We start from the raw sequence: 23,787 nt of genomic DNA, 5'->3' as shown, positions 1-23,787 counted from the left end.
GCGGCCGTCCGGACAGGATCAGGGGATGACCGACGACGACGTCCTCTTCCTCTCCGCCGCCGAGGTGACACGGCTGCTCGGCGCGGACGCGGCGATCGCCTCGCAGCGAGCGGCCTTCACCGCGCTCGGCACCGGCGAGGCCGACCTGCCCGGCAAGATCATGGAGCCGAGCCGCTTCGACGACAGCGTGGTCTTCGCCTACGTCTCCCGGCTGTCCAAGGACACCGGGGCGGTGGCGAAGTTCGGCAGCGTCAACCCGGGCAACGCGGCCGCCGGGCTGCCCACCGTGCACGCGGTCGTCACCGCGCTCGACCCCGACACCGGGCGGCTCACCGCCGTCCTGGACGGTACGGCGGTGACCACGCTGCGTACGGCCGCGGGCAGCGCCGTGGCCGTGGACGCCCTGGCCGTCCCCGGCCGCACCGAGCTGGCGCTGCTCGGCTCCGGCACCCAGGCCCTCGCCCACGCCCACATGATCGCCCGGGTGCGGGAGGTGACGGCGGTACGGCTGTGGAGCCCGACCCCGGGCCGCCGCACTGCCGCCGCGGACACCCTCGCCGCCGAACTCGGTGTCCCCGCCCGGGCGGTGGACAGCCCGGAGGAGGCCGTGACCGGCGCCGGCGTCGTCGCCGCCTGCACGCTCAGTACGACGCCCGTGGTGCGCGGCGCCTGGCTGGCCCCGGGCTGCACGGTGGTCAGCGTCGGCTCCTTCGAGCCCACCCGCCGGGAGGTCGACCCCGACGTCGTACGACGTGCCGCGGCCGTCGTCGTGGACGACGCTGGTACTGCGGCCGGGCACGCCGGGCCGGTCGTGGACGCCCTGCGCGACGGGCTGCTCACCCCCGACGCCCTGATCCCGCTGGGCGAGGTGCTCACCGGACGCCGTGGCGCCCGTACCGCACCGGAGGACATCGTCTACTACAACAGCACCGGACTCGGCATCCAGGACGCCGCGGCGGCCTGGGCCGTGATCCGCGCGGCGAAGGAGGCAGCCGAGTGAACCTTCAGGCCCGGGTGGTCATCGTCGGCGGCGGGGTGATGGGCACGAGCATCGCCTACCACCTGGCGCGCGCCGGAGTACGTGACGTCGTCCTGGTCGAACGCGATGAACTCGCCGCCGGCTCCACCTCCAAGGCCGCGGGCGGAGTACGCGCGCAGTTCTCCGACGAGCTGAACATCCGGCTCGGTGCGCGCAGCCTGGAGGCCTTCGGCCGGTTCGCCGACGAGATCGGGCAGGACATCGGGCTGCACCGGGTCGGCTATCTGTTCCTGCTGTCCACGCCCGAGGAGGTCGCCTCCTTCGAGGCGAGCGTACGGCTCCAGAACTCCCTCGGGGTGCCCAGCCGCATGCTCACCCCGCAGGAGGCCCGCCGGCTCTCCCCGCTGATCACCACCGACGGACTGCTGGCCGCCGCCCACTCCCCGGACGACGGCCACTGCACACCCGAGGCCGTCGTCCACGGGTATGCGGCCGCCGCCCGCGCCCACGGCGCCCGCATCCTGCGCCACACCGAAGTGACCGGCATCGAACTGCGCGGCGACGCGATCACCGCCGTCAGCACCACCCTCGGCCGCATCGCCACCGACACGGTGATCTGCGCGGCCGGCGCCTGGTCGAAGGCGGTCGGCGCCATGGTGGGCGTGGACCTGCCGGTGCAGCCGCTGCGCCGCCAGATCGCGGTCACCGAACCCGTCCCCGGGCTCCCGCCGTCGCTCCCCATGACCATCGACTTCACCACCAGCCTCTACTTCCACGCCGAGGGCCCCGGCCTGCTGCTCGGCATGTCCGACCCGGACGAGAAACCGGGCTTCGCCACCGACACCCACGACCGCTGGATCCCCCGGCTGTACGAGGCGATGCAGCACCGCGCCCCCGCCCTGCTCGACCTGCGCCGCACCGCCACCTGGGCGGGCCTGTACGAGAACACCCCCGACCACAACGCCCTGATCGGCGAGGCGTCTTCGGTATCCCGTTTTCTGTATGCGACCGGATTCTCCGGCCACGGCTTCCTGCAGGGACCCGCCGTGGGCGAGATCGTCCGCGACCTGTACCTGGGCCGCGTACCCTTCCTGGACGTCCGCCCCCTGAGCGCCGGCCGGTTCGCGGCCGACGCCCCGCGCCCGGAGGCCAACCTGGTATGAGCGAGCTCCACCTGTGGCTGCGCCACGAGGCCCGTACGACCGAGCGGCGCACGCCGGTCGTCCCCGCCGACGCCCGCCGCCTGATCGAGAGCGGGGTGCGACTGACCGTCGAGGAGTCCCCGCAGCGGATCTTCCCCATCGAGGAGTACGAGGCGGCCGGCTGCGGGCGCGCTGCCACGGGCTCCTGGGTGACGGCACCACCGGAGTCCGTGATCCTGGGCCTGAAGGAACTCCCGGACGACGAACCAGCGACGTTGACGCACCGGCACATCTTCTTCGGGCACGCCTACAAGCAACAACCGGGCGCGGCCGCGCTGTTGTGCCGGTTCGCGGCCGGGGGAGGGGCGCTGCTGGACCTGGAGTACCTGGTGGACGACCAGGGTCGCAGGCTGGCCGCGTTCGGCTTCTGGGCAGGCTATCTGGGCGCCGCGCTCGCCGTGCTCCAGCACCGGGGCCGCCTGGTGGCACCGCTGCGCCCCACCGCGAAGGAGGAGCTGGACGCCACCCTCGAACCGGTCGCCGGGGACGAGGACTTCACGGCTCTGGTCATCGGTGCGCTGGGCCGCAGCGGCCGGGGCGCGGCGGCCGCCCTCGACACCGCGGGCGTGCGGGCGACCCACTGGGACCTCGCCGAGACCCGCACCCTCGACCGCCCGGCCCTGCTCGGCCACGACGTGATGGTGAACTGTGTCCTCGCCACCACCCTCGTGCCGCCCTTCCTGCGCGAGGCGGACCTGGACGACCCGGCCCGCCGCCTGCGCACCCTGTGCGACGTCACCTGCGACGTGGGCTCCCCGCTGAACGTCCTGCCCGTCTACGACCGCACCACCGACTGGACGGACCCGGTGCGCCGGCTGCGCAAGGAGCCGCCGCTGGACCTGATCGCCATCGACAACCTGCCCTCGCTCCTGCCCCGCGAGTCCAGCACCGACTTCTCGGCGGCCCTCGTGCCCCAGCTGCTCGACTTCGGTGCCTCGGGCCCCTGGGGCCGCTGCCTCGACCGCTTCCACCAGGCCTGCCGTGAGCTGGGCATCGCCGACGAAAGGGAGTTGCCCCATGACTGACCGCGTCCCGGCGTCCGGCACCGTCCACTGGGTCGGTGCGGGCCTGTCCACCGGCAGCGGACTGGCCGTCCTCTGCGACACGGCCGAGCGGGTACGGCTGTGGCACCGCACCGAGGAACGGGCGTCCGCCGCCCTCGCCGCCCTGGGCCTGACCGACCGCGCCGAGCCCCGAGCCTTCACGCTCCCCGCGCTCGCCGCCGAACTCGCGCCCGGCGACATCGTCGTCTCCATGCTGCCCGCACCCGAACACGCCGGACTCCTGGCCGCGTGCGTGGACGCACGGGCCCACTTCGCCTGCTCCAGCTATGTCTCGCCCGAGGTGCTGGAGCGCGTGCCCTTGGCCGAGGCGGCCGGCCTGGTCGTCCTCACCGAGTCGGGCCTGGACCCGGGCATCGACCACCTCTTCGCACACAGCCTCATCGGCAGGGCGCGCACGGAGTTCGGCGCGGACACCCCGGCGACGTACCGCCTCACCTCCTACTGCGGCGGCGTCCCGGCGGTCCCGAACGACTTCCGGTACCGCTTCAGCTGGGCACCCCTCGGCGTCCTCAACGCCCTCCGCTCACCCGCCCGTTACCTCGAGAACGGCACCGAGACCACGGCCACCCGCCCCTGGGAGGCCACCAGGCCGCACATCCTCTCCGGGGAGACCTTCGAGGCCTACCCCAACCGGGACAGCATCCCCTTCATCGCCCAGTACGGGCTCCCCTCCGCCTGGGCCCCAAGCACCTTCGTCCGTGGCACCCTGCGCCTGGACGGCTGGCTGAAGGCGTGGGAGCCGGTCTTCGAGGAACTGAGGTCGGGCGACGACGAGAGCATCGCCGCCCTGGCGAGGGAGCTGGCGGCGGCTTACCCGACCACCGACACGGACCGCGACCGCGTGGTGCTCTCCGTCTCCCTGGAGGTCGAGACCGCCCCGGACCACACCTGGACGGGCACCTACCTCCTCGACCTCGTGGGCGACACCGAGGAGTCGGCCATGGCCCGCTGCGTCTCCCGCCCCCTCGCCCTCGGCGTCCGCCACATCCTGGACGGCAGCCTGCCGGCGGGGCTGAACCGGGCGGCGGAGACGGCGGAGCGGTCGGACGTGTGGCTCGCCGAACTCTCCGAGGAGGGACTGGACTTCACTCTGCGGCTCGGTCAGTAGAAGGGTCGGGCTACTCAGGTGGGTCTGAGTACGTGCGCTCTGGTCGGTGACAGGGCGCGCCGGGACGCTTGGGCCATGAGGCAAGGATCACCGAAACCCGTTCTCCAGCTGTTGTCGATCCCCGTGCTGGCCGGGGTGTCGCCGGCGCTGTGGGCTGCCTGGCTGGGCTGGGACCAGCAGCGCGACGTGCACCCCGACGGTTCGACGACCGGCCCGTACGAGGCGTGGCAAGTGATCGGGCTGGTGCTGACTCTGCTGGCACCGGTGTGCTGGGCGGCCTTCCGGCGCTACAACGCGGGCGCTGTGCTCGGCACCACGCTCGGTCTGACGGTTGCGGCCTACGTCGACTGGTCGGACGACTCGAGCGGCCTCTTCATGGTCGGCGTGGGGATGGTCATGCTGGGGAGCTTCGTTGTGACCGCCGCTCTGTCCGCCGTGATCGCCTCCGCGACACAAGACGGGCGACAGGCCGCGGTCCACTGATCGCCGATTGGCCCGCGACCTGGACACAGTGAGCCTGAGAACCTGTGCCTCCAGCACCGAACCTTGAGGAGACACCATGCAGGTAGCCGTGGTCACCTTTGATGGATTCAACGAGTTGGACAGCTTCATCGCCTCCGCGCTGATCAACCGGTGCCGAAAGGACGGCTTGGAGGCGTTCATCACGACACCGACGCCGGTGGTCACGTCCATGAACGGTGTCGAGGTGACCGGGCAGCGCCCGATGGAGTTCGTGACCGAAGCCGACGTGGTGCTGATCGGCAGCGGGGTGAAGACGCGGGACGTGGTCGCCGACGACCGCCTGATCTCCAGGCTGCCGCTCGACCCCGCGCGACAGCTGATCGGTGCGCAGTGCTCCGGCGCGCTGGTGCTCGCCCGGCTCGGATTCCTGGACGGCATGCCCGCCTGTACGGACATGACGAGCCGGCCCTTCGTCGAAGCCTGCGACGTCACCGTGCTGGACGCGCCGTTCCACGCCGAGGGAAACATCGCTACGGCGGGCGGCTGTCTGGCGTCGCAGTACCTCGCCACCTGGGTGATCACCCGCACGCTCGGCGAGGACGCGGCGCGCGACGTCCTCGGCTATGTGGCACCGGTCGGCGAGAACCAGGAGACCGTCGAGCGCGCCCTGCGTGCCGTCCGGGCGGGCGAGGTCGCGCTGCGCTGACGCCCCCTGCGCAACCGAGCGGTCAGTCCACCAGCGCCTCGTGCACCAGTCGCCGTAGCTCCGGGAAGATCTTCAGTGTCTTCGGGCGGACCTGGGTCATGAACTGGACGGTCAGGTCGTGGGTCGGGTCGATCCAGAAGGCGGTGGTGGCCACGCCGGTCCAGCCGTAGGTGCCGAGGCCCTGGGGGGCCAGGGTGCGGGCGGGGTCGGTGACGACGGAGACGTTGAAGCCGAAGCCGAGGCCTTCGTTGGCGCGCTCCTGGTGGGTGGGGGCGCCGAAGGTGCGCAGCTCGGCACCGCCCGGCAGCTGGTTGTGGGTCATCAGGGCGAGCGTGTCCGAGGAGAGCAGGCGGGTGCCGTCCAGTTCGCCGCCGCGGCGCAGCATCTCCATGAAGCGGTGGAAGTCCTGTGCCGTGGCGACCATGCCGCCGCTGCCGGACAGGAACCGCGGGCGGCCGCGCAGCGGCAGTCCGGGGATCGGTGCGATGCCGGCGTCCTCCGTCTCGCCGTACATCTCGGCCAGTCGCCCGGCCTGTTCGTCGGTGATGTGGAAGCCGGCGTCGGTCATGCCGAGCGGGCGGAAGACGCGCTCCGTGAAGTACTGGTCGAGGGGTTGTGCGGAGATCACCTCGATGACCCTGCCCAGCACGTTGGAGGCGACCGAGTAGTTCCACTGCGTGCCGGGATCGAACTGGAGGGGCAGGCGCGCGTACACCTTCATCGTCTCGGCGAGGTTCGCGCCCGGTGGCACGGACGACTCCAGGCCGGCCTCGCGGTAGAGGGCGTCCACGGGGTGTTTGTAGTAGAAGCCGAAGGTCAGGCCCGCCGTGTGGGTGAGCAGATGCCGGATGAGGATGGGGCCGGAGGCGGGGCGGGTGCGTACGTCGGTTCCCGCACCGCTTTCGTAGACCTGGGGGTCCGCGAACTCCGGCAGGTAGCGGTCGAGCGGGTCGTCCAGGGACAGGCGGCCTTCCTCAACCAGTTGCAGCACGGCGACCGCGGTGACGGGCTTGGTCATGGAGTAGATCCGCCACAGGGTGTCCGCCTCGACCGGCAGCCCGGCCGCGAGGTCCCGGTGGCCGTGCGTGGTGAGGTGGGCGACGCGGCCGCCGCGGGCCACGGCCACCAGGTAGCCGGGCAGGCGCCCTTCGTCGACGTAGTGGGCGAAGTGCTGGTCGAGGCGGTCCAGGGCCTTCGCGTCCAGCCCGGCCTCGTCCGGGTCGACGTCCTGTCGCAGCTGTGCCATCGCTCTCCTCCGGTCGCGTCGTACGCGTGCGGTCGGCGTACCCGCTGGGACGCCGGGCGCACACCTCATCGTTGCGCAGGAACCCCGGGATGGGCCCGCTCATCAGGGGTGTGTGTGATCGACGCGACGCCGGGCCCCGGCAGCGCGCGGGCGGCCGGCACGGCGATCGCGGCCACGGCGGCGAGCACGAGCAGCGCCGTTCGCGGGCCCGCATCCATGAGGGCCGTGCCGGCGGCCACGCCGAGCACCGGCCCCACGTTGAGCGCGGTCTGCTGCAGACCCCCTGCCACTCCGGCCACGTCCACCCCCGCCCGCCGTACGACCACATGGGTGGCCGCCACCATCACCGTGCCGAACCCGGCACCCAGCAGCGCGAAGCCGAAGCCCTGGGCGAGTGCGCCGGTGGCCCCGGACAGGACGAGGACGCCGAGCGCGAGCAGCGTCGTCGCCAGTGCCGTCGTTCGCCGCGCACCTGCCCGGCGCAGCAGCACCGGGCACACAGGCGCGGACAGCACCATCAGCACCGCCAACGGCAGGCTGCGCAGGGCGCTGTGGAACGGGTCGAGGCCGAGCCGGCGCTGCAGCACGTACGTCTCGACGAACAGGGTGCCGAAGAGCGAGGCCGACGCGGCGACCAGCAGGGCGAGGGCCGCCCCGACCGCGGGCGAGCGGATCACGTCGGGTGGCAGCAGAGGGCTCGCGGCGTGCCGCTCGTGCCGCACGAAGGCGGCAGCGGCGAGCGCGGCGCCCCCGAGCCCGGCCGCGATGGCCGCAGGGGAGGCGGGCAGCGCGACCAGCGTCTGTACGAGACAGGCGAGGGCCACGGCGAGGAGCAGCGCCCCCGGCAGGTCCAACGGGGTACGGGAGACAGGTACCCGGTCCGGTGCGGGCACGACCACTGCCGCCACCCCGAAGCCCACGGCCGGCAGCACGCTCAGGAAGAACACCGCACGCCAGCCCAGCCCGTTCACCAGCGCCCCGCCCACCAGCGGCCCCGCTGCCGCCGCCAGGCCGATCGCGCTGGTGCGCACCGCGAGCGGCATCGCCAGCCGGTCCGGCGGGAACGCGGCCCGCAGCATCCCGAGCGTGGCCGGCTGCAGCAGCGCCCCGAACACGCCCTGCGCCGCCCGCAGTCCGATCACCCAGCCGATCGAGGGTGCAAGTCCCACGCCCGCCGAGGCCGCGCCGAACCCCAGCATGCCGAGCGCGAACATCCGCCGCTGCCCGTACCGGTCGCCGAGCCGCCCCGCGAACACCAGCAGGCTCGCCACCGCCACGAGATAGGCGGTACTGGTCCACTGCACCTGCGCGTACGACGCGTGCAGCGCCCGTTGCAGGGAGGGCTGGGCGACCGTGAGGACCGTACCGTCCAGGGCGACGAGCACGGCGCCCGCCACACTGCTCACCAGGGTCAGCCGGGTTTGCCGGCGGTTCACCGCCCGCCCTCCGGGCCCAGGTGGGCGAGCAGGGCCGCGTCCAGCAGCGGACCGAAGTCCTCGTCGCCCGTGGCGAGTTGGAGGCTGCCCCAGCGCCACAGCTGGGCGATGCCGTGCAGGTTGCCCCACAGGGCGCCCGCCGTGCGCCGTGCGTCGGCCTCCGGGCGGGCCTGACCGACCAGGTCCGCGAGCAGCCCGAAGAGCGGCAGGCTCGTGTCCCGCAGACCCAAGTGTCCGCTCTCCAGCAGATCGTGACGGAACATCAGTTCATACATGCCCGGGTTGTCCAGAGCGAACTCCAGGTAGACGCGGGCCAGTTCCCTCACCTGTGCGCGTGGACCGTCGCCGCCGTCGAGCGCCGGCCGGACCCGGTCGCCCAGATCGGCGAATCCCCGCCGGGCGATGGCGGACAGCAGCTCCAGATGGGTGGGGAAGTAGCGGCGCGGCGCCCCGTGCGAGACCCCCGCGCGCCGGGCGATCTCCCGGAGCGTGAGCGCCTGGGCGCCCTCGGCGGCGACCAGTTCCACGCCGACGTCGATCAGACGGGCCCGCAGTCCCGTGCCGGATTCAGTCATAGACACTGTCTACCAGGCTTGCGTAGACAGTGTCTACTGCAGGGTCCGCTGGTCGCGTCCGTGCGGGGAATGCCCGTACCGTCGGGCCAGTTGACCCTCATATGACTCAGGACCCGACGCAGGACGCCCTGCTCAAGCTGCTCTCCGACACGAGAGGCGGGGGGGTGCTGGTCACCCTCAAGAGCGACGGCCGCCCCCAGCTGTCCAACGTCAGCCACGCCTACTACCCCGACGAGCGGGTCATCCGGATCTCGGTCACCGACGGCCGCGCCAAGACCCGCAACCTCCGTCGCGACCCCCGCGCCTCCTACCACGTCACCAGTCAGGACCGCTGGGCGTACACGGTCGCCGAGGGCACGGCCGAGCTGTCGCCGGTCGCCGAGGACCCGCACGACGAGACCGTCGAGGAGCTGATCCGGCTCTACCGGGACGTCCTGGGCGAACACCCGGACTGGGACGACTACCGGGCCGCGATGGTCCGCGACCGGCGGCTGGTGCTGCGGCTGCCCGTCGAGCGGGTGTACGGCATCCCGAAGGGCTGAGTCACGGCGCGTCGGGGCTGACGTACGCCGCCGCGGCGGTCCGCGTCTCGATCGCCCGCAGCACCGCCACCATGTCCTCGCCGCCGTGCCCCTGTGCCACCGTCTCCTCGAAAAGGGCGTGACACACGTCGAGCAGCGGCGAGGCCAGGTGTGCCTGGCGGGCGGCCTCGGCGATGAGCCGGTTGTTCTTCAGCACGTCCAGGGCGGCCGCCTGCACGGCGAAGTCCCGCTCGCGCAGCTTGGGCGCCTTCATCCGGGAGACCCCGCTGGCCATGGGGCCCGCGTCCAGGACGTCCAGGAACAGGCGCCGGTCCAGACCGTGCCGTTCGGCGAAGTGGAAGGCCTCGGTCAGTCCGGTCACCAGGGTGATCAGGAACAGGTTCACGGACAGCTTCATCAGCAGCGCGCCCGGTGCCGCGCCGCACGTGAAGGTCTCCCGGCACAGGGGTGCGAGCAGCGGTCGTACGACGTCCACGGCGGACTCCTCGCCGGCCAGCATCGCCACCAGTTGCCCCTGCTCGGCCGGTACCCGGGACCCGGAGACGGGCGCCTCGACGTACCGGCCGCCGGCCGCGCGGACGTCCGACTCCAGGGCGTGGGAGTACTCGGGTGAGGTCGTGCCCATGTGGACGACGACTCGTCCGGCGACGCGCGCGGCGAGGGCGGGGGTGCCGCGGCCGAGGACGGTGTCGACCGACGCCTCGTCGGCGAGCATCAGCAGTACCACCTCCGCCCGCGCGAAGACCTCGTCGGCATCCGCCGCGACCTCGGCGCCGGCCGCGCGCAACGGCTCGGTGCGCTCCGGTGTCCGGTTCCACACCACGAGGGGGGTGCCGCATGCCGCCAGCCGCAGCGCCATCGGCTGACCCATCACTCCGAGACCGATGAATCCGACATTCACGGGGGCCGTCCCTTCCTCTCCTCCGGGGCCCTTTCCTCTCCGGGCCGACTATGACCGCTGTCATAGTAGCGAGTGTTATGACAGCGGTCATAGGGTGAGGGGCGAGGGTGGAGGCTGAGGGTGATCGGAGGTAGGTGGTTGTCCATGACGGAGTCGGGGCGTGGACCGCGCGAGCGGATGGTGTTCAGCGCGGCCCAGCTGATCCGGCGCGACGGGGTCGGCGCGACCGGCATGCGGGACGTCGCCGCCCATGCCGGTGCGCCGCGCGGTTCGCTCCAGCACTATTTCCCGGGCGGCAAGGAACAGCTGGTCAACGAGGCCGTGGGCTGGGCCGGACGGTACGCCGGCAAGCGCGTCGCCCGCTTCCTCGCGGGCCTGGACGAGCCGACGCCGAGCGGACTGTTCGCGGCGATGGCGGCCCAGTGGACGGACGAGTACGAGGCGGAAGGCTTCGCCGGGGGCTGCCCGGTCGCCGCGGCGACCGTGGACTGCGCCGCCATGGGCCCTTCCACCCGCGAGGCGGCGGCCGCCGCGTTCGCGACCTGGCGCGCCCCGGTCGCCGAGGCCCTGGCCGGCATGGGCGTCCCCGCCGCCCGCGCCGACGCCCTGGCCACCCTGATGATCAGCACCCTGGAGGGCGCGATCCTGATGGCCCGCGCCGAACAGGACGTACGCCCGCTGGTGACCGCGGTCCGCGAACTCGGGCCGCTGCTCGACGCCGCGGTGGTCTCTTCCGCGTGACTCCGGGCATGTGGGTGCTTGTTCCGCGCCCCCTCCCGCACTAGCCTCCGCGCGTGATCAATGGGGCACATGTGGTGATCTACAGCCGGGACGCCGAGGCCGACCGGGCCTTCCTGCGGGACGTCCTCGGATGGGCGTACGTCGACGCCGGCCACGGCTGGCTGATCTTCCAGGCACCACCCGCGGAGGTGGCCTGCCATCCCACGGACGGCGACCCGTCGCACGAGCTGATGCTGATGTGCGACGACCTCGACGCGACACGGGAACAACTCGCCCAGCAGGGCGTGGAGTTCGCCGAGCCGGTCGAGGAGGCCCGCTGGGGCCGACTCACGGCACTCCGCCTGCCGAGCGGCGGCCGACTCGGGTTGTACGAGCCGCGCCATCCACGGCCGTAGGGCTGCGGGCGGGCCGCGCCGTCGGTCCCGGTCGCAGGTTGCCCGTCCGGTAGCCGGGCGCGCGCCGCGGCGGCCCGGCAGGTCTGTACGTCGGTTCGATGGGGAGTACGGCGGCCGTGAGGCCGAGGTGGTGCCCGGCCGAGGCCGGCCTCGGCCGGGGGCCGTCCGTCCCAGCGGCAGGTTGCCCGTCCGGCCACCGGGCCCGCACCGTGGCGGCCCGGGCGGCCGGGGTGGTGTCAGGCCGACACCCTCTCCGGGCGTGACTGGTTGCGGTCCGGGCGTTCGCCCAGGAGTTCCGTCGGGGTCGTGTGGGTCTCGCGGGCGGTGAGGGCTGCGAGGGTCGGGGGGATGCACAGGGCCGCGGTGAACAGGGCGACCGCCGGCCAGTCGTCGCCGCCGGGGCCGGCGATCTCGGCGGCGAAGGTGACCGCGAATCCCGCCACCGCGAAGCCGATCTGGGTGCCGATCGCCATGCCGGACAGCCGGACCCGGGTCGCGAACATCTCGCCGTAGAAGGCGGGCCAGACGCCGTTCGCGGCGCTGTAGACGATGCCGAAGGCGATGATCCCGAGGGTCAGGGTGAGGGGGTAGGAGCCGGTGGAGATGGCCCAGAGGTAGCCGGCCATGGCGGCCGCGCTGCCCACCGCGCCGATCAGGTAGACGGGGCGGCGCCCGATCCGGTCGGAGAGTGTCGCCCACAGCGGGATCGCGGCCAGTGCGACCAGGTTGGCCAGGGCGCCCACCCACAGCATCGACGTACGGGACATGCCGACCGCGTCGCTGGTCGCGTAGGCCAGGGCCCACACCGTGAAGATCGTGCTCACCGAGGCGATCAGCGCGCCCGCGATCACCCGCAGAACGTCCGCCCAGTGCTCCCGCAGCAGCACCACCAGCGGCAGCCGGACCACGCCCTCGGTCGCCGCCTGCCGGGCGAAGGCCGGGGTCTCCCGGAGCCGGCGCCGGATGCCGTAGCCGACGACGGCGACCGCCACGCTCAGCCAGAACGGCACCCGCCAGCCCCAGGACAGCAGCTGGTCCTCGGGGAGCTGGGCGACCGCGATGAAGACGAGGGTGGCGATGAGCTGGCCGCCCTGGGTGCCGCTGAGCGTGAAGCTCGTGAAGAAACCCCGCCGGTCCGGTGGCGCGTGCTCCAGGGTCATGGAACTGGCGCTCGCCTGCTCGCCGGCGGCCGATATGCCCTGCAGGACCCGGCACAGCACCAGCAGGACGGGTGCCAGGCCGCCGACCTGGGCGCGGGTGGGCAGACAGCCGATGAGGAACGTCGACAGACCCATCAGGATCAGTGTGAACACCATGATCTTCTTGCGGCCGACCCGGTCCCCGACATGCCCGAGGAAGAGCGCGCCGATGGGCCGGGCCGCATAGGCCACCCCGAACGTGGCCAGCGACAGCAGGGTCGCGGTGGCCGGGTCGGAGGAGTCGAAGAACACCTTCGGGAAGATCAGCGCGGCGGCGCTGCCGTAGATGAAGAAGTCGTAGTACTCGAGCGCGCTGCCGATCCAGGCGGCCGTGGCGGCCTTCCTGGGCTGGCCGGGTGGGGCCTCGGCGGCGGGAGCAGGGGTGGGGACGGACACGGCGGTGCTCCTTCGGGGGAACTCCACCCTACGGAGGGGTGGAGTGGGCGGCGGGGCGAAGGGCCGGATCTCGGCAGCTAATTAACCCACTGGGTAGTTAGTTGTGGTGGGTGGGATGTTGCGCCCGTGTTTCCGCCGTGTCAAGAGGTCGTGCGCGAGGCGCTCAGTCCGCGGCCCGCTCCGCGGTGAGGTAGGCGATCACCATGTCGCCGAGCATGGTCCGGTAGTGCTCGCGCTGCGCCGGGTCCACCAGGTCGCGGCCGAACAGGGCGCCGAAGGTGTGCCGGTTGGCGACCCGGAAGAAGCAGAACGAGCTGATCATCGCGTGCAGGTCGACGGCGTCCACGTCCGCCGTGAACAGGCCGGACTCCTGCCCCGCGGCCAGGATGCGGCGGATCACGTCCAGCGCAGGCGAGCCGATCCGGCCGAGCTTCTCGGAGGCCGCGATGTGCTCGGCGCCGTGGATGTTCTCGATGCTGACCAGGCGGATGAAGTCCGGGTGCTGCTCGTGGTGGTCGAAGGTCAGCTCCGCCAGGCGCCGGATCGCCGCGACCGGGTCCAGATGGTCGACGTCCAGCTCCTGCTCGGCCTCGCGGATCACGCCGTACGCCCGCTCCAGCACGGCCGTGAACAGCTGCTCCTTGCCGCCGAAGTAGTAGTAGATCATCCGCTTGGTGGTGCGGGTGCGGGCCGCGATCTCGTCCACCCGGGCGCCGTCGTAGCCGGCCCGGGCGAACTCCTGCGTGGCCACGTCGAGGATCTCGGCCTTGGTGCGGACGGCGTCACGCGTCCGCCCGCCGGGGCGTACCGGTTCTTCGACGCTGGTCATCGGGTTCCTTCGGGCATGGGGCCAGTGCCGGTGATTGTAGAAGCAGGGCCCGCCGGAGCGGTCCGGGCCTTCCCGAAGAAGGCGGGGGCTGATATAGCTAACGTACTAGTTCGTACATTAGTTGGGTCGCACCAGGAGGTCCCCGTGGCCAAGGACGCGTATCTCGTCGGGCTGATCGGTTCCGGCATCGGTCCGTCGCTCAGTCCCGCGCTGCACGAACGCGAGGCCGACCGCCAGGGACTGCGCTACCTGTACCGGCTCATCGACATCGACGCGCTCGGCGTACGACCCGAGGCCGTGGGGGACCTCGTCCGGGCCGCCCGTGACCTGGGCTTCGACGGGCTCAACATCACCCACCCGTGCAAGCAGCTCGTCATCGAGCACCTCGACGCGCTCTCCCCGCAGGCCGAGGCGCTGGGCGCGGTCAACACGGTCGTCTTCGCGCCGCAGGGACGAGCGGTCGGTCACAACACGGACGTCACCGGCTTCGCCGCCTCCTTCGCGCGCGGCCTGCCCGACGCGCCCCTGCGGGAGATCGTGCAGCTCGGCGCCGGAGGAGCGGGCGCGGCCGTCGCCCACGCCACCCTCACCCTCGGCGCCGAGCGGGTCACGGTCGTCGACGCCCTGCCGGAGCGCGCCGCCGCCCTCGCCGCGTCCCTGAACCGGCACTTCGGCGCCGGCCGAGCGGCCTTTGCGACCCCGGATCGTCTCGCGCACCTGCTGACCGGCGCCGACGGCCTCGTCCACGCAACCCCCACCGGCATGGCCGCCCACCCCGGCCTGCCCCTGCCGGCGGACCTCCTGCACCCCGGGCTGTGGGTCGCCGAGGTCGTCTACCGCCCCCTGGAGACCGAGCTGCTGCGCACCGCCCGAGCGGCCGGCTGCGCCACCCTGGACGGCGGCGGGATGGCGGTCTTCCAGGCCGCGGACGCCTTCCGCCTGTTCACGGGCCGCGAACCCGACACGGCCCACCTGCTGACGGACATCGCGGAACTGGCCGGAGCGGAGCGCTCCGCGGGTCGGGCGGTGTGACGCGGGTCGGGCGGTGGGACAGGGGCGGCCGCAGGCCGCGTTCGCCCCCCGTGACCGCGCCCCACGCAGCGGCTCGCCCCCGGTGAGAGCAGCCCAAGCACCAGGTGTGCCCCCGGTGAGACCTCGGTGAGACACGGTCGTGCCACCGTCACCGGCCCCGGTACCCCGGCCGATACTCACCACGGTCCGGGGCGTTTCCCAGCGTCCCGGGCCGTGAGATTCCCGGGATGCCTGGAAGGCCGTTCATGCCGAGCCCCGCCAGTAAGCCGCTCCTCGTCCGCCACGGCCCGCCGCCCATACCCGGCACGGCCGTGCGCACCGCCGCCGAGCGCCACGAACGTCCCCTGCTCGCGGCCCTCGGCGCACTCGCGGGGGTGCTGTGCCTGTGGGGACTCGGCCACAGCGCCTACCACTCCTTCTACGCGGCCGCCGTACGCAGCATGACCGACAACCCGGTCGCCTTCTTCTACGGCTCCTTCGACCCGGCGAACTCCATCACCCTGGACAAGCTGCCCGGTTTCCTGTGGCCGCAGGCGCTCTCCGCGCTGGCCTTCGGCTTCCACCCGTGGGCGCTGGTGCTGCCGCAGGCGCTGGAGATGGTGGGCTGTGTGCTGCTCCTCCACGTGCTGGTGCGCCGCTGGGCCGGGGTGCCGGCCGGGCTGCTCGCCGCAGCGTTCCTCGCCCTGACCCCGGTGACCGTGGGCCTGGGCCGCTCGGTCACCGAGGACGCGCCGTTCGTGCTGCTCCTGCTGCTGGCCGCCGAGGCCACCTGGCGGGCCACCGCACACGCCCGGCCGCGCACCCTGCTGCTCGCGGCGGCCTGGGTGGGGCTCGCCTTCCAGTGCAAGATGCTGGAGGCGTGGGCGGTGCTGCCCGCCCTGGCCGTGACCTATGCCGTCGCCGCCCCCGCCACGCTCCGCCGCCGCGTCGGCCATCTCGCCCTGGCCGCGGCGGTCACGGTCGCGGTGTCGCTGTCGTGGATGCTGGTGGCCGCGTTCACCCCGTCCGGGGCCCGCCCGTACCTCGACGGCACCACCGACGACTCGCCGTTCGGGATGGTCGTCGGCTACAACTTCCTGACCCGCTTCCACGCCGTCGGCGTCGACGCGGCCGGCACCGGCAGCATCGTCACGAGCCGGGCCGGGCACCGGTTGCCGCCCGGCATGGGGGACGGCGTCTGGAAGATGTTCGGCCCGGGCCTGGCCACCCAGACGGGCTGGCTGTACCCGCTGGCCGCGTTCGGGCTGGTCGGCGGCCTGCTGGCGCTGCGCCGGCGGGGCCTGCCGCGCACGGACCCGCTGCTCGCCGGGTATCTGCTGTGGGGGGTGTGGCTGGCGACGTTCTTCCTGGTGTTCAGCTTCGGCAGCGTGACCGGCCACACCTATTACATGGGCGTCGTCGCGGTGGCCGTGTGCGCGCTCGCCGCGGCCGGGGTCGTGCGGGCGCGGCGCAGTCGCGTGCTGCCGGTGGTGTTGCTGGTCAACGTGTTCTGGTGCGCGGCCCTGACGCTGTGGTACCCGCGCTTCTTCGTCTGGTCGGCGGCGTACGCCGTGGCCCTGGGCCTGCTCGCCCTGCTGCTGGCCGGCACCCGCCGCCGGCCGGCCGCACTCGCCGCCGGCCTCTGTGCCGTCCTGCTCATCCCCGCCGTCTGGTCGGCCTCCGCCCTGTCCCCGCGCTACAACCAGCCCGGCGGCTTCGGCCGGGTCGGCCCCACCAGCACCCGTACCGGTTCCGCGCTGTCCACGCTAGGCCCCGAGCAGCAGCGCCTCCTCGCCTACCTGACCGCGCACCGCGACGGCGCCCGCTACCTGGCGGCCGTCCCCGGCTGGCAGGCCGCCGCGCCCTACGTCATCGCCGCGAACGCGCCCGTGCTGCCCATGGGCGGCTTCACCGGCCGCGTCCCGTACCCGGCACCGGCGGCCTTCCACCGTCTGATCGGCTCCGGGCGACTGCGCTACGTCGTCCTGTCGCGCGCCGACCTGCGCCCGGGCGCCCGTACCGCACGCATCCCCGACGGGACGCTGGTGCGCTGGACCGCCGTCCACTGCCGGCTCGTCCCGCCCGCCGCCTACGACCCCGGCGACCGGACCCGGCTGCTGTACGACTGCGGCCCGGGTCACACGGGGTGACCCGGGCCGGGGAAGGGCCGGTCAGGGGCGCTTGTTCCACTCGGCGACGACCGGCCGGCCGTGCTCCGTGGAGAGCCGGCTGACCGTGCCGGTCGCCAGCTGGAACAGCCGGCCCTCGGCGGGCGGCAGACCCAGCCGGCGGGCGGTGAGCACCCGCAGGAAGTGGGCGTGCGCCACCAGGATCACGTCACCGCTGTCCGTGGCGAGCGCCGACTCCACCCGGGCCAGCACCCGGTCGGCGCGCGCCCCGATCTGCTCGGGCGACTCGCCGGGGTGCCCCTCGGGGCCGGGCGGTACGCCGTCGGTCCACAGGTCCCAGGCGGGGCGGGCGCGATGGATGTCGACGGTGGTGACACCCTCGTAGCCGCCGTAGTCCCACTCGTGCAGATCGGGGTCGGGTACGGCCCCGGTCAGGCCCGCCAGTTCGGCGGTGCGTATCGCGCGGCCCAGTGGGCTGGTCAGCGCGAGGGCGTAGGTCCGTTCGGTGAGGAGCGGGGCGAGGGACTTGGCCTGTTCCTCACCGTGCGTGGTGAGGGGCAGGTCGGTCCAGCTGGTGTGCTGGCCCGACAGGCTCCACTCCGTCTCGCCGTGGCGGACCAGGAGGAGGTCACCCACGGTTGCTCAGTCCTTCTTCTCCACGGCGTGGCCGCCGAACTGGTTGCGCAGCGCGGCGATCATCTTCATCTGCGGGGAGTCGTCCTGCCGGGAGGCGAACCGGGCGAAGAGGGAGGCGGTGATCGCCGGGAGCGGGACCGCGTTGTCGATGGCGGCCTCGACGGTCCAGCGGCCCTCGCCGGAGTCCTCCGCGTACCCGCGCAGCTCCTCCAGGTGCTCGTCCTCGTCCAGGGCGTTGACCGCGAGGTCGAGGAGCCAGGAGCGGATGACGGTGCCCTCCTGCCAGGAGCGGAACACCTCGCGGACGTTCTCCACGGAGTGGACCTTCTCCAGCAGCTCCCAGCCCTCGGCGTACGCCTGCATCATGGCGTACTCGATGCCGTTGTGGACCATCTTCGAGAAGTGCCCGGCGCCGACCCGGCCCGCGTGCACGTAACCGTACGGGCCCTCCGGCTTGAGCGCCTCGAAGATGGGCTGGAGCCGCTCCACGTGCTCCTTGTCGCCGCCGACCATCAGCGCGTAGCCGTTCTGCAGGCCCCACACACCACCGGAGACGCCCGCGTCTACGAAGCCGATGCCCTTGATGCCGAGTTCGGCGGCGTGCTTCTCGTCGTCCGTCCAGCGGGAGTTGCCGCCGTCGACGACCACGTCACCGGGGGAGAGGAGGTCCTTGAGCTCGTCGACGACCGTCTGGGTGGCGGTGCCGGCCGGGACCATCACCCAGACCGTGCGCGGCGCGTCGAGCTTCTGGACCAGTTCTTCCAGGTTCTTGACGTCGGAGACGTCCGGGTTGCGGTCGTAGCCGACGACGGTGTGGCCGGCGCGGCGGATCCGCTCGCGCATGTTGCCGCCCATCTTGCCGAGACCGATGAGACCGAGCTGCATGATCAGTTCTCCTGAGCGTTCTTGAGAGTGCGGTAGGCGGCGACGAGGGCCGTGGTGGACGGGTCGAGACCGGGCACCGCGGCGCCCGTGGTCAGGGCGGGCTCGATGCGCTTGGCGAGGACCTTGCCCAGCTCCACGCCCCACTGGTCGAAGGAGTCGATGTTCCAGACCGCGCCCTGGACGAACACCTTGTGCTCGTAGAGGGCGACCAGCTGGCCGAGCACGGACGGGGTCAGCTCGCGCGCGAGGATCGTGGTGGTGGGGTGGTTGCCGCGGAAGGTGCGGTGCGCCACCTGCTCCTCGGACACGCCCTCCGCGCGGACCTCCTCGGCCGTCTTGCCGAAGGCGAGGGCCTGGGTCTGGGCGAAGAAGTTGGCCATCAACAGGTCGTGCTGGGCCCTGGGTTCACCGCTCAGCTCGGCGACCGGCTCGGCGAAGCCGATGAAGTCCGCCGGGATGAGCTTGGTGCCCTGGTGGATCAACTGGTAGTAGGCGTGCTGTCCGTTGGTGCCGGGCGTGCCCCACACGACCGGACCGGTCTGCCACTCCACCGGGTTGCCGTCCCGGTCCACCGACTTGCCGTTGGACTCCATGTCCAGCTGCTGCAAGTAGGCCGTGAACTTCGACAGGTAGTGGCTGTACGGCAGCACCGCGTGCGACTGGGCGTCGTGGAAGTTGTCGTACCAGATCCCCAACAGGCCCAGCAGCAGCGGCGCGTTGGCCTCGGCGGGCGCGGTGCGGAAGTGGTCGTCGACGAGCCGGAAGCCGTCCAGCATCTCCCGGAACCGGTCCGGGCCGATGGCGATCATCAGCGACAGGCCGATCGCGGAGTCGTACGAGTACCGTCCGCCGACCCAGTCCCAGAACTCGAACATGTTGTCCGGGTCGATGCCGAACTCGGTGACCTTCCCGGCGTTCGTGGACAGCGCCACGAAGTGCTTCGCCACGGCCTTCTCGTCGCCGTCCAGGCCCGCGAGGAGCCAGGAGCGGGCCGAGGTGGCGTTGGTGATCGTCTCGATGGTGGCGAAGGTCTTCGAGGCGACGATGAACAGGGTCTCGGACGGATCCAGGTCCCGTACCGCCTCGTGCAGGTCGGCGCCGTCCACGTTCGACACGAACCGGAACGTCAACTCCCGTGCCGTGTAGGCGCGCAGGGCCTCGTACGCCATCGCCGGACCGAGGTCGGAGCCGCCGATGCCGATGTTGACGACGTTGCGGATCCGCTTGCCGGTGTGGCCGGTCCACTCGCCCGAGCGGACCCGCTCGGCGAAGCCGGCCATCTTGTCCAGCACGGCGTGCACGGCCGGTACGACGTTCTCGCCGTCGACCTCGACCACCGCGTCCCGCGAGGCGCGCAGTGCGGTGTGCAGGACGGCCCGCCGCTCGGTGATGTTGATCTTCTCGCCGCGGAACATGGCGTCCCGCAGCGCGAACACACCGGTGGCGGTGGCGAGTTCCTGGAGGAGGGCCAGGGTCTCGTCCGTGATCAGGTGCTTGCTGTAGTCGATGTGCAGATCGCCGACCCGGACGACGTACCGCTCGGCGCGGCCGGGGTCCGTCGCGAACAGCTCACGCAGGTGCGGCTGCCCCTCGGCGCGGTGGTCGGCGAGGGCCGTCCACTCGGGCCGGCGGGTGAGCTTGGGGGAGTCTGACGGTGCGTCGGACATCTCAGGCGTTCTCCTTGGTGGCCTCGCCCTTGAGGGCGATGGCGTACATCTCGTCGGCGTCGAGGCGGCGCAGCTCCTCGGCGATGAGTTCGGAGGTGGAGCGGACCTTCAGGGCGAGGGTGCGCGGCGGCTGGCCCGGCAGGGTCAGCGTGGCGAGGGGCCCTTCGGGGCGGTCGATGACGATCTCGCCGTTCGCGGTGCCGAGGCGTACGGCCGTGACGACCGGGCCCGCGGTGACCACGCGGTCCACCCGGACGTTCAGGCGGGCCTCCAGCCAGCGGGCGAGGAGTTCGGCGCTGGGGTTGTCCGCCTCGGCCTCCACGGCCGCCGACGTCACCTTCGCGCGGGCCTGGTCCAGGGCGGCGGCCAGCATGGACCGCCACAGCGTGAGCCGGGTCCAGGCGAGGTCGGTGTCGCCGGGCGCGTAGTTGCCGGCCCGGGTCTCCAGGACCTCCATCGGCCGCTCGACCGCGTACAGGTCGGTGATCCGGCGCTGGGCGAGCGCGCCGAGCGGGTCCTTGGACGGGGTGTCCGGCGCCTCCACCGGCCACCACACGACCACCGGGGCGTCCGGCAGCAGCAGCGGCAGGACCACCGAGTCGGCGTGGTCGGACACCTCGCCGTAGGTCCGCAGCACGACCGTCTCGCCGGTGCCGGCCTCGGAGCCGACCCGGACCTCGGCGTCCAGCCGCGAGGTGGTGCGGTCGCGCAGGGTGCGGGCGTGCCGCTTGATGACGACCAGGGTGCGCGAGGGGTGCTCGTGCGAGGCCTCCTCGGCCGCCTTGATCGAGTCGTAGGCGTTCTCCTCGTCCGTGACGATGACCATCGTCAGGACCATGCCCACGGCGGGGGTGCCGATGGCGCGGCGGCCCTGCACCAGCGCCTTGTTGATCTTGCTTGCCGTGGTGTCGGTCAGGTCGATCTTCATGGCCTGCGCCAGCTCCGTCCGTCTCGTGCGAGCATCTCGTCCGCTTCCCTGGGTCCCCAGCTGCCCGACGCGTACTGCGCCGGCCTGCCGTGCGCCGCCCAGTACTCCTCGATCGGGTCGAGGATCTTCCAGGACTCTTCCACTTCCTGGTGACGGGGGAACAAATTGGCGTCGCCGAGCAGTACGTCCAGGATGAGCCGCTCGTACGCCTCCGGGCTCGACTCGGTGAACGACTCGCCGTAGGCGAAGTCCATGGACACGTCCCGGATCTCCATCGAGGTGCCCGGCACCTTGGAGCCGAACCGGACGGTCATGCCCTCGTCGGGCTGGACGCGGATGACGATCGCGTTCTGGCCCAGCTCCTCGGTGGCGGTGGAGTCGAACGGGGAGTGCGGGGCCCGCTTGAAGACCACCGCGATCTCGGTGACCCGGCGGCCCAGACGCTTGCCGGTGCGCAGGTAGAACGGGACGCCCGCCCAGCGGCGGTTGTCGATGCTCAGCTTGATCGCGGCGAAGGTGTCGGTCTTCGACTTGGGGTCGATGCCGTCCTCCTCGAGGTAGCCGACGACCTTCTCGCCGCCCTGCCAGCCGGTCGCGTACTGGCCGCGCACGGTGTGCTCGCCCAGCTCCTCCGGCAGCCGCACCGACTTGAGCACCTTCAGCTTCTCGGTGAGCAGCGCCTCCGCGTCGAACGCGATGGGCTCCTCCATGGCGGTCAGCGCCATCAGCTGCAGGAGGTGGTTCTGGATGACGTCACGGGCCGACCCGATGCCGTCGTAGTAGCCCGCGCGGCCGCCGATGCCGATGTCCTCGGCCATGGTGATCTGCACGTGGTCGACGTAACTGCGGTTCCAGATCGGCTCGTACATCTGGTTGGCGAAGCGGAGGGCCAGGATGTTCTGGACCGTCTCCTTGCCGAGGTAGTGGTCGATGCGGAAGACCTGGTCGGGTTCGAATACGTCGTGCACGACCGCGTTCAGCTGCTGGGCCGACGCCAGGTCGTGGCCGAACGGCTTCTCGATGACCGCCCGGCGCCAGGAGCCCTGCGGCGGACTGGCCAGGCCGTGCTTCTTCAGCTGCTGCACGACCTTGGGGAAGAACTTCGGCGGGACGGAGAGGTAGAAGGCGAAGTTGCCGCCGGTGCCGCGGGAGGCGTCCAGCTCCTCGACGGCCTGCTTCAGCTGCTTGAAGGCGGTGTCGTCGTCGAAGTCGCCGGGGATGAACCGCATGCCCTCGGCGAGCTGCTGCCACACCTCCTCGCGGAACGGGGTGCGGGAGTGCTCGCGCACCGCGTCATGGACGACCTGCGCGAAGTCCTGGTCCTCCCAGTCCCGGCGGGCGAAGCCGACGAGGGAGAAGCCCGGCGGCAGCAGGCCGCGGTTGGCCAGGTCGTACACGGCCGGCATCAGCTTCTTGCGGGACAGGTCGCCGGTCACACCGAAGATGACCAGGCCGGAGGGGCCCGCGATGCGGGGGAGCCGGCGGTCGCGGGTGTCCCGCAGCGGGTTGTCCCAGTCGGTGGCCGGGGTGGCCGGGGTGACCGGGACGCCGACCGCCTCGACGGGGGGCGTCTCGGGTTCCGGAGCCTTGGTCGTCATTACGCGTCAACTCCCTTGCTGTCCAGGGACTTGGTGACGGCGTCCAGCAGCTCCTGCCAGGCCGTCTCGAACTTGGCGACGCCCTCGTCCTCCAGCTGCTGGACGACCTCGTCGTAGGAGATGCCGAGCCGCTCCACGGCGGCCAGGTCGGCGCGGGCCCGGGCGTAGCCGCCGGTCACCGTGTCGCCGGTGATCTCGCCGTGGTCGGCGGTGGCCTTCAGGGTGGCCTCCGGCATGGTGTTCACCGTGCCGGGCGCGACCAGCTCGTCCACATACAGTGTGTCCTTGTACGCGGGGTCCTTCACGCCGGTGGAGGCCCACAGCGGGCGCTGCTTGTTCGCCCGGTCACCGGCGAGCGCCAGCCAGCGCTCGGAGCCGAAGACCTCCTCGTACGCCTCGTAGGCGAGCCGCGCGTTGGCGAGCGCCGCCCGGCCCTTGAGCGCGAGGGCCTCGTCCGTGCCCTGGGCGGTCAGCCGCTTGTCGATCTCGCTGTCCACCCGGGAGACGAAGAAGGACGCCACCGAGTGGATCCCCGACAGGTCCAGACCCCGCTCGCGGGCCTTCTCCAGACCGGCCAGGTAGGCGGCCATGACCTCGCGGTAGCGCTCCAGGGAGAAGATCAGCGTCACGTTCACGCTGATGCCGAGGCCGATGACCTCGGTGATGGCCGGAAGACCCGCCTCGGTCGCCGGGATCTTGATCATCACGTTGGGACGGTCGACCAGCCAGGCCAGCTGCCTGGCCTCGGCGACCGTCGCCACGCTCTGGTGGGCGAGCCGGGGGTCGACCTCGATGGAGACCCGGCCGTCGCGGCCCTCGGAGGCGTCGTACACCGGACGCAGGATGTCGGCGGCCGCCCGCACATCGGCGGTCGTCATCATCCGTACGGCCTCGTCGACCGTGACACCCCGTACGGCGAGGTCGGTCAGCTGCTCCTCGTACCCCTCACCGGAGCCGATGGCCGCCTGGAAGATCGACGGGTTGGTGGTGACGCCGACGACGCCACCGCTCTGCACCAGCTCGGCCAGGCCGCCCGAGGTGATCCGCTTGCGCGACAGGTCGTCCAGCCAGATCGACACGCCCTCGTCGGCGAGGCGCTTCAGGGCTCCCGGGGTCGCGATTGCTTCGGTCACAGTGATCATCTTTCTAGTC

Annotated in this window: 23 protein-coding genes; 11 read left to right on the top strand and 12 right to left on the bottom strand. The window is 72.2% G+C overall.

Annotated elements, in window-relative coordinates:
• The first annotated feature begins 25 nt into the window (after positions 1-25).
• The 6 genes from CRP49_RS44150 to CRP49_RS44125 all read left to right on the top strand — a co-directional run bounded on the left by CRP49_RS44150 (position 26) and on the right by CRP49_RS44125 (position 5,521).
• A complete protein-coding gene (locus tag CRP49_RS44150) occupies positions 26-1,000 on the top strand; it encodes an ornithine cyclodeaminase family protein (protein WP_097258952.1) in 975 nt (324 codons plus the stop codon).
• Complete coding sequence (locus CRP49_RS44145) at positions 997-2,142, top strand: FAD-binding oxidoreductase (protein ID WP_097258951.1); 1,146 nt, start codon at positions 997-999, stop codon at positions 2,140-2,142. The genes CRP49_RS44150 and CRP49_RS44145 overlap by 4 nt, the downstream gene beginning before the upstream one ends.
• Positions 2,139-3,206, top strand: a complete 1,068-nt coding sequence (locus tag CRP49_RS44140; RefSeq protein WP_097258950.1) for a saccharopine dehydrogenase — start codon at positions 2,139-2,141, stop codon at positions 3,204-3,206. Before CRP49_RS44145 ends, CRP49_RS44140 begins: the two co-directional genes overlap by 4 nt.
• Positions 3,199-4,353 (top strand): saccharopine dehydrogenase family protein, encoded by a 1,155-nt coding sequence (locus CRP49_RS44135; RefSeq protein WP_097258949.1) that lies wholly within the window; start codon positions 3,199-3,201, stop codon positions 4,351-4,353. The genes CRP49_RS44140 and CRP49_RS44135 overlap by 8 nt, the downstream gene beginning before the upstream one ends.
• A gap of 75 nt (positions 4,354-4,428) precedes the next feature.
• Positions 4,429-4,836, top strand: a complete 408-nt coding sequence (locus tag CRP49_RS44130; protein WP_097258948.1) for a hypothetical protein — start codon at positions 4,429-4,431, stop codon at positions 4,834-4,836.
• A gap of 76 nt (positions 4,837-4,912) precedes the next feature.
• Positions 4,913-5,521 carry a DJ-1/PfpI family protein gene (locus CRP49_RS44125; RefSeq protein ID WP_097258947.1) on the top strand — a complete coding sequence of 203 codons (609 nt, stop codon included), beginning with the start codon at positions 4,913-4,915 and terminating at the stop codon, positions 5,519-5,521.
• 22 nt (positions 5,522-5,543) lie between these two features.
• Here CRP49_RS44125 and CRP49_RS44120 read toward each other — a convergent pair whose 3' ends face one another.
• The 3 genes from CRP49_RS44120 to CRP49_RS44110 all read right to left on the bottom strand — a co-directional run bounded on the left by CRP49_RS44120 (position 5,544) and on the right by CRP49_RS44110 (position 8,778).
• Positions 5,544-6,767: a serine hydrolase gene (locus CRP49_RS44120; RefSeq protein WP_097258946.1), complete on the bottom strand. Its 1,224-nt coding sequence runs from the start codon at positions 6,765-6,767 to the stop codon at positions 5,544-5,546.
• 65 nt (positions 6,768-6,832) lie between these two features.
• Positions 6,833-8,203, bottom strand: coding sequence for an MFS transporter (locus tag CRP49_RS44115; protein ID WP_097258945.1), 1,371 nt, complete (start codon positions 8,201-8,203; stop codon positions 6,833-6,835).
• Positions 8,200-8,778 carry a TetR/AcrR family transcriptional regulator gene (locus CRP49_RS44110; RefSeq protein WP_097258944.1) on the bottom strand — a complete coding sequence of 193 codons (579 nt, stop codon included), beginning with the start codon at positions 8,776-8,778 and terminating at the stop codon, positions 8,200-8,202. The genes CRP49_RS44115 and CRP49_RS44110 overlap by 4 nt, the downstream gene beginning before the upstream one ends.
• A gap of 101 nt (positions 8,779-8,879) precedes the next feature.
• Between CRP49_RS44110 and CRP49_RS44105 the strand changes: the two genes are divergently transcribed.
• Complete coding sequence (locus CRP49_RS44105) at positions 8,880-9,320, top strand: PPOX class F420-dependent oxidoreductase (protein WP_097258943.1); 441 nt, start codon at positions 8,880-8,882, stop codon at positions 9,318-9,320.
• 1 nt (position 9,321) lies between these two features.
• Here CRP49_RS44105 and CRP49_RS44100 read toward each other — a convergent pair whose 3' ends face one another.
• The gene (locus CRP49_RS44100; protein ID WP_097258942.1) at positions 9,322-10,221 is read right to left on the bottom strand and encodes an NAD(P)-dependent oxidoreductase; all 900 of its coding nucleotides are present in this window, start codon (positions 10,219-10,221) and stop codon (positions 9,322-9,324) included.
• A 144-nt stretch (positions 10,222-10,365) separates the two neighbouring features.
• On the opposite strand from CRP49_RS44100, the gene CRP49_RS44095 reads away from it, so the two are divergent.
• Entirely contained in the window at positions 10,366-10,962 is a 597-nt protein-coding gene (locus CRP49_RS44095) for a TetR/AcrR family transcriptional regulator (RefSeq protein ID WP_097258941.1), read from the top strand.
• A gap of 53 nt (positions 10,963-11,015) precedes the next feature.
• Positions 11,016-11,357 (top strand): VOC family protein, encoded by a 342-nt coding sequence (locus tag CRP49_RS44090; protein ID WP_097258940.1) that lies wholly within the window; start codon positions 11,016-11,018, stop codon positions 11,355-11,357.
• Between the two features lie 236 nt (positions 11,358-11,593).
• Here the strand turns inward: CRP49_RS44090 and CRP49_RS44085 are convergent, their stop codons facing one another.
• Positions 11,594-12,952: an MFS transporter gene (locus CRP49_RS44085; protein WP_097258939.1), complete on the bottom strand. Its 1,359-nt coding sequence runs from the start codon at positions 12,950-12,952 to the stop codon at positions 11,594-11,596.
• A 163-nt stretch (positions 12,953-13,115) separates the two neighbouring features.
• Positions 13,116-13,781 (bottom strand): TetR/AcrR family transcriptional regulator, encoded by a 666-nt coding sequence (locus CRP49_RS44080; protein ID WP_097258938.1) that lies wholly within the window; start codon positions 13,779-13,781, stop codon positions 13,116-13,118.
• 144 nt (positions 13,782-13,925) lie between these two features.
• Here CRP49_RS44080 and CRP49_RS44075 point away from each other — a divergent pair, with 144 nt between their 5' ends.
• A complete protein-coding gene (locus CRP49_RS44075) occupies positions 13,926-14,813 on the top strand; it encodes a shikimate dehydrogenase (RefSeq protein WP_097258937.1) in 888 nt (295 codons plus the stop codon).
• A gap of 227 nt (positions 14,814-15,040) precedes the next feature.
• A complete protein-coding gene (locus tag CRP49_RS44070) occupies positions 15,041-16,942 on the top strand; it encodes a glycosyltransferase family 39 protein (protein WP_097258936.1) in 1,902 nt (633 codons plus the stop codon).
• A 21-nt stretch (positions 16,943-16,963) separates the two neighbouring features.
• Here the strand turns inward: CRP49_RS44070 and CRP49_RS44065 are convergent, their stop codons facing one another.
• From CRP49_RS44065 to tal, 6 genes are read right to left on the bottom strand one after another with little or no spacing between them, the layout of a single operon-like run.
• Positions 16,964-17,557 carry a histidine phosphatase family protein gene (locus CRP49_RS44065; RefSeq protein WP_097258935.1) on the bottom strand — a complete coding sequence of 198 codons (594 nt, stop codon included), beginning with the start codon at positions 17,555-17,557 and terminating at the stop codon, positions 16,964-16,966.
• 6 nt (positions 17,558-17,563) lie between these two features.
• Positions 17,564-18,442 carry a phosphogluconate dehydrogenase (NAD(+)-dependent, decarboxylating) gene (gnd, locus tag CRP49_RS44060; protein WP_097258934.1) on the bottom strand — a complete coding sequence of 293 codons (879 nt, stop codon included), beginning with the start codon at positions 18,440-18,442 and terminating at the stop codon, positions 17,564-17,566.
• 2 nt (positions 18,443-18,444) lie between these two features.
• Positions 18,445-20,109: a glucose-6-phosphate isomerase gene (pgi, locus tag CRP49_RS44055; protein ID WP_097258933.1), complete on the bottom strand. Its 1,665-nt coding sequence runs from the start codon at positions 20,107-20,109 to the stop codon at positions 18,445-18,447.
• Between the two features lies 1 nt (position 20,110).
• Positions 20,111-21,037 (bottom strand): glucose-6-phosphate dehydrogenase assembly protein OpcA, encoded by a 927-nt coding sequence (opcA, locus tag CRP49_RS44050; protein ID WP_097258932.1) that lies wholly within the window; start codon positions 21,035-21,037, stop codon positions 20,111-20,113.
• Complete coding sequence (gene zwf / locus CRP49_RS44045) at positions 21,034-22,635, bottom strand: glucose-6-phosphate dehydrogenase (RefSeq protein ID WP_097258931.1); 1,602 nt, start codon at positions 22,633-22,635, stop codon at positions 21,034-21,036. The genes opcA and zwf overlap by 4 nt, the downstream gene beginning before the upstream one ends.
• Positions 22,635-23,777: a transaldolase gene (gene tal / locus CRP49_RS44040; RefSeq protein WP_097258930.1), complete on the bottom strand. Its 1,143-nt coding sequence runs from the start codon at positions 23,775-23,777 to the stop codon at positions 22,635-22,637. The genes zwf and tal overlap by 1 nt, the downstream gene beginning before the upstream one ends.
• Positions 23,778-23,787 lie beyond the last annotated feature (10 nt).

This window comes from Streptomyces sp. Ag109_G2-15, from assembly GCF_900215565.1.
In the GTDB taxonomy this organism is placed as follows: Bacteria; Actinomycetota; Actinomycetes; order Streptomycetales; family Streptomycetaceae; genus Streptomyces; species Streptomyces diastatochromogenes.
Note: the sequence above shows the minus strand (reverse complement) of the source record. Positions and strands in the feature narration are given on the sequence as shown.

What these genes read in the sequence shown, in the direction of transcription:
- opcA (WP_097258932.1), bottom strand. Translation starts at nt 21,037, where the DNA reads ATGAAGATCGACCTGACCGACACCACGGCAAGCAAGATCAACAAGGCG.
- CRP49_RS44070 (WP_097258936.1), top strand. Translation starts at nt 15,041, where the DNA reads ATGCCTGGAAGGCCGTTCATGCCGAGCCCCGCCAGTAAGCCGCTCCTC.
- CRP49_RS44125 (WP_097258947.1), top strand. Translation starts at nt 4,913, where the DNA reads ATGCAGGTAGCCGTGGTCACCTTTGATGGATTCAACGAGTTGGACAGC.
- CRP49_RS44105 (WP_097258943.1), top strand. Translation starts at nt 8,880, where the DNA reads ATGACTCAGGACCCGACGCAGGACGCCCTGCTCAAGCTGCTCTCCGAC.
- CRP49_RS44095 (WP_097258941.1), top strand. Translation starts at nt 10,366, where the DNA reads ATGACGGAGTCGGGGCGTGGACCGCGCGAGCGGATGGTGTTCAGCGCG.
- CRP49_RS44130 (WP_097258948.1), top strand. Translation starts at nt 4,429, where the DNA reads ATGAGGCAAGGATCACCGAAACCCGTTCTCCAGCTGTTGTCGATCCCC.
- pgi (WP_097258933.1), bottom strand. Translation starts at nt 20,109, where the DNA reads ATGTCCGACGCACCGTCAGACTCCCCCAAGCTCACCCGCCGGCCCGAG.
- CRP49_RS44140 (WP_097258950.1), top strand. Translation starts at nt 2,139, where the DNA reads ATGAGCGAGCTCCACCTGTGGCTGCGCCACGAGGCCCGTACGACCGAG.
- CRP49_RS44135 (WP_097258949.1), top strand. Translation starts at nt 3,199, where the DNA reads ATGACTGACCGCGTCCCGGCGTCCGGCACCGTCCACTGGGTCGGTGCG.
- tal (WP_097258930.1), bottom strand. Translation starts at nt 23,777, where the DNA reads ATGATCACTGTGACCGAAGCAATCGCGACCCCGGGAGCCCTGAAGCGC.
- CRP49_RS44120 (WP_097258946.1), bottom strand. Translation starts at nt 6,767, where the DNA reads ATGGCACAGCTGCGACAGGACGTCGACCCGGACGAGGCCGGGCTGGAC.
- CRP49_RS44080 (WP_097258938.1), bottom strand. Translation starts at nt 13,781, where the DNA reads ATGACCAGCGTCGAAGAACCGGTACGCCCCGGCGGGCGGACGCGTGAC.
- CRP49_RS44110 (WP_097258944.1), bottom strand. Translation starts at nt 8,778, where the DNA reads ATGACTGAATCCGGCACGGGACTGCGGGCCCGTCTGATCGACGTCGGC.
- gnd (WP_097258934.1), bottom strand. Translation starts at nt 18,442, where the DNA reads ATGCAGCTCGGTCTCATCGGTCTCGGCAAGATGGGCGGCAACATGCGC.
- CRP49_RS44150 (WP_097258952.1), top strand. Translation starts at nt 26, where the DNA reads ATGACCGACGACGACGTCCTCTTCCTCTCCGCCGCCGAGGTGACACGG.
- zwf (WP_097258931.1), bottom strand. Translation starts at nt 22,635, where the DNA reads ATGACGACCAAGGCTCCGGAACCCGAGACGCCCCCCGTCGAGGCGGTC.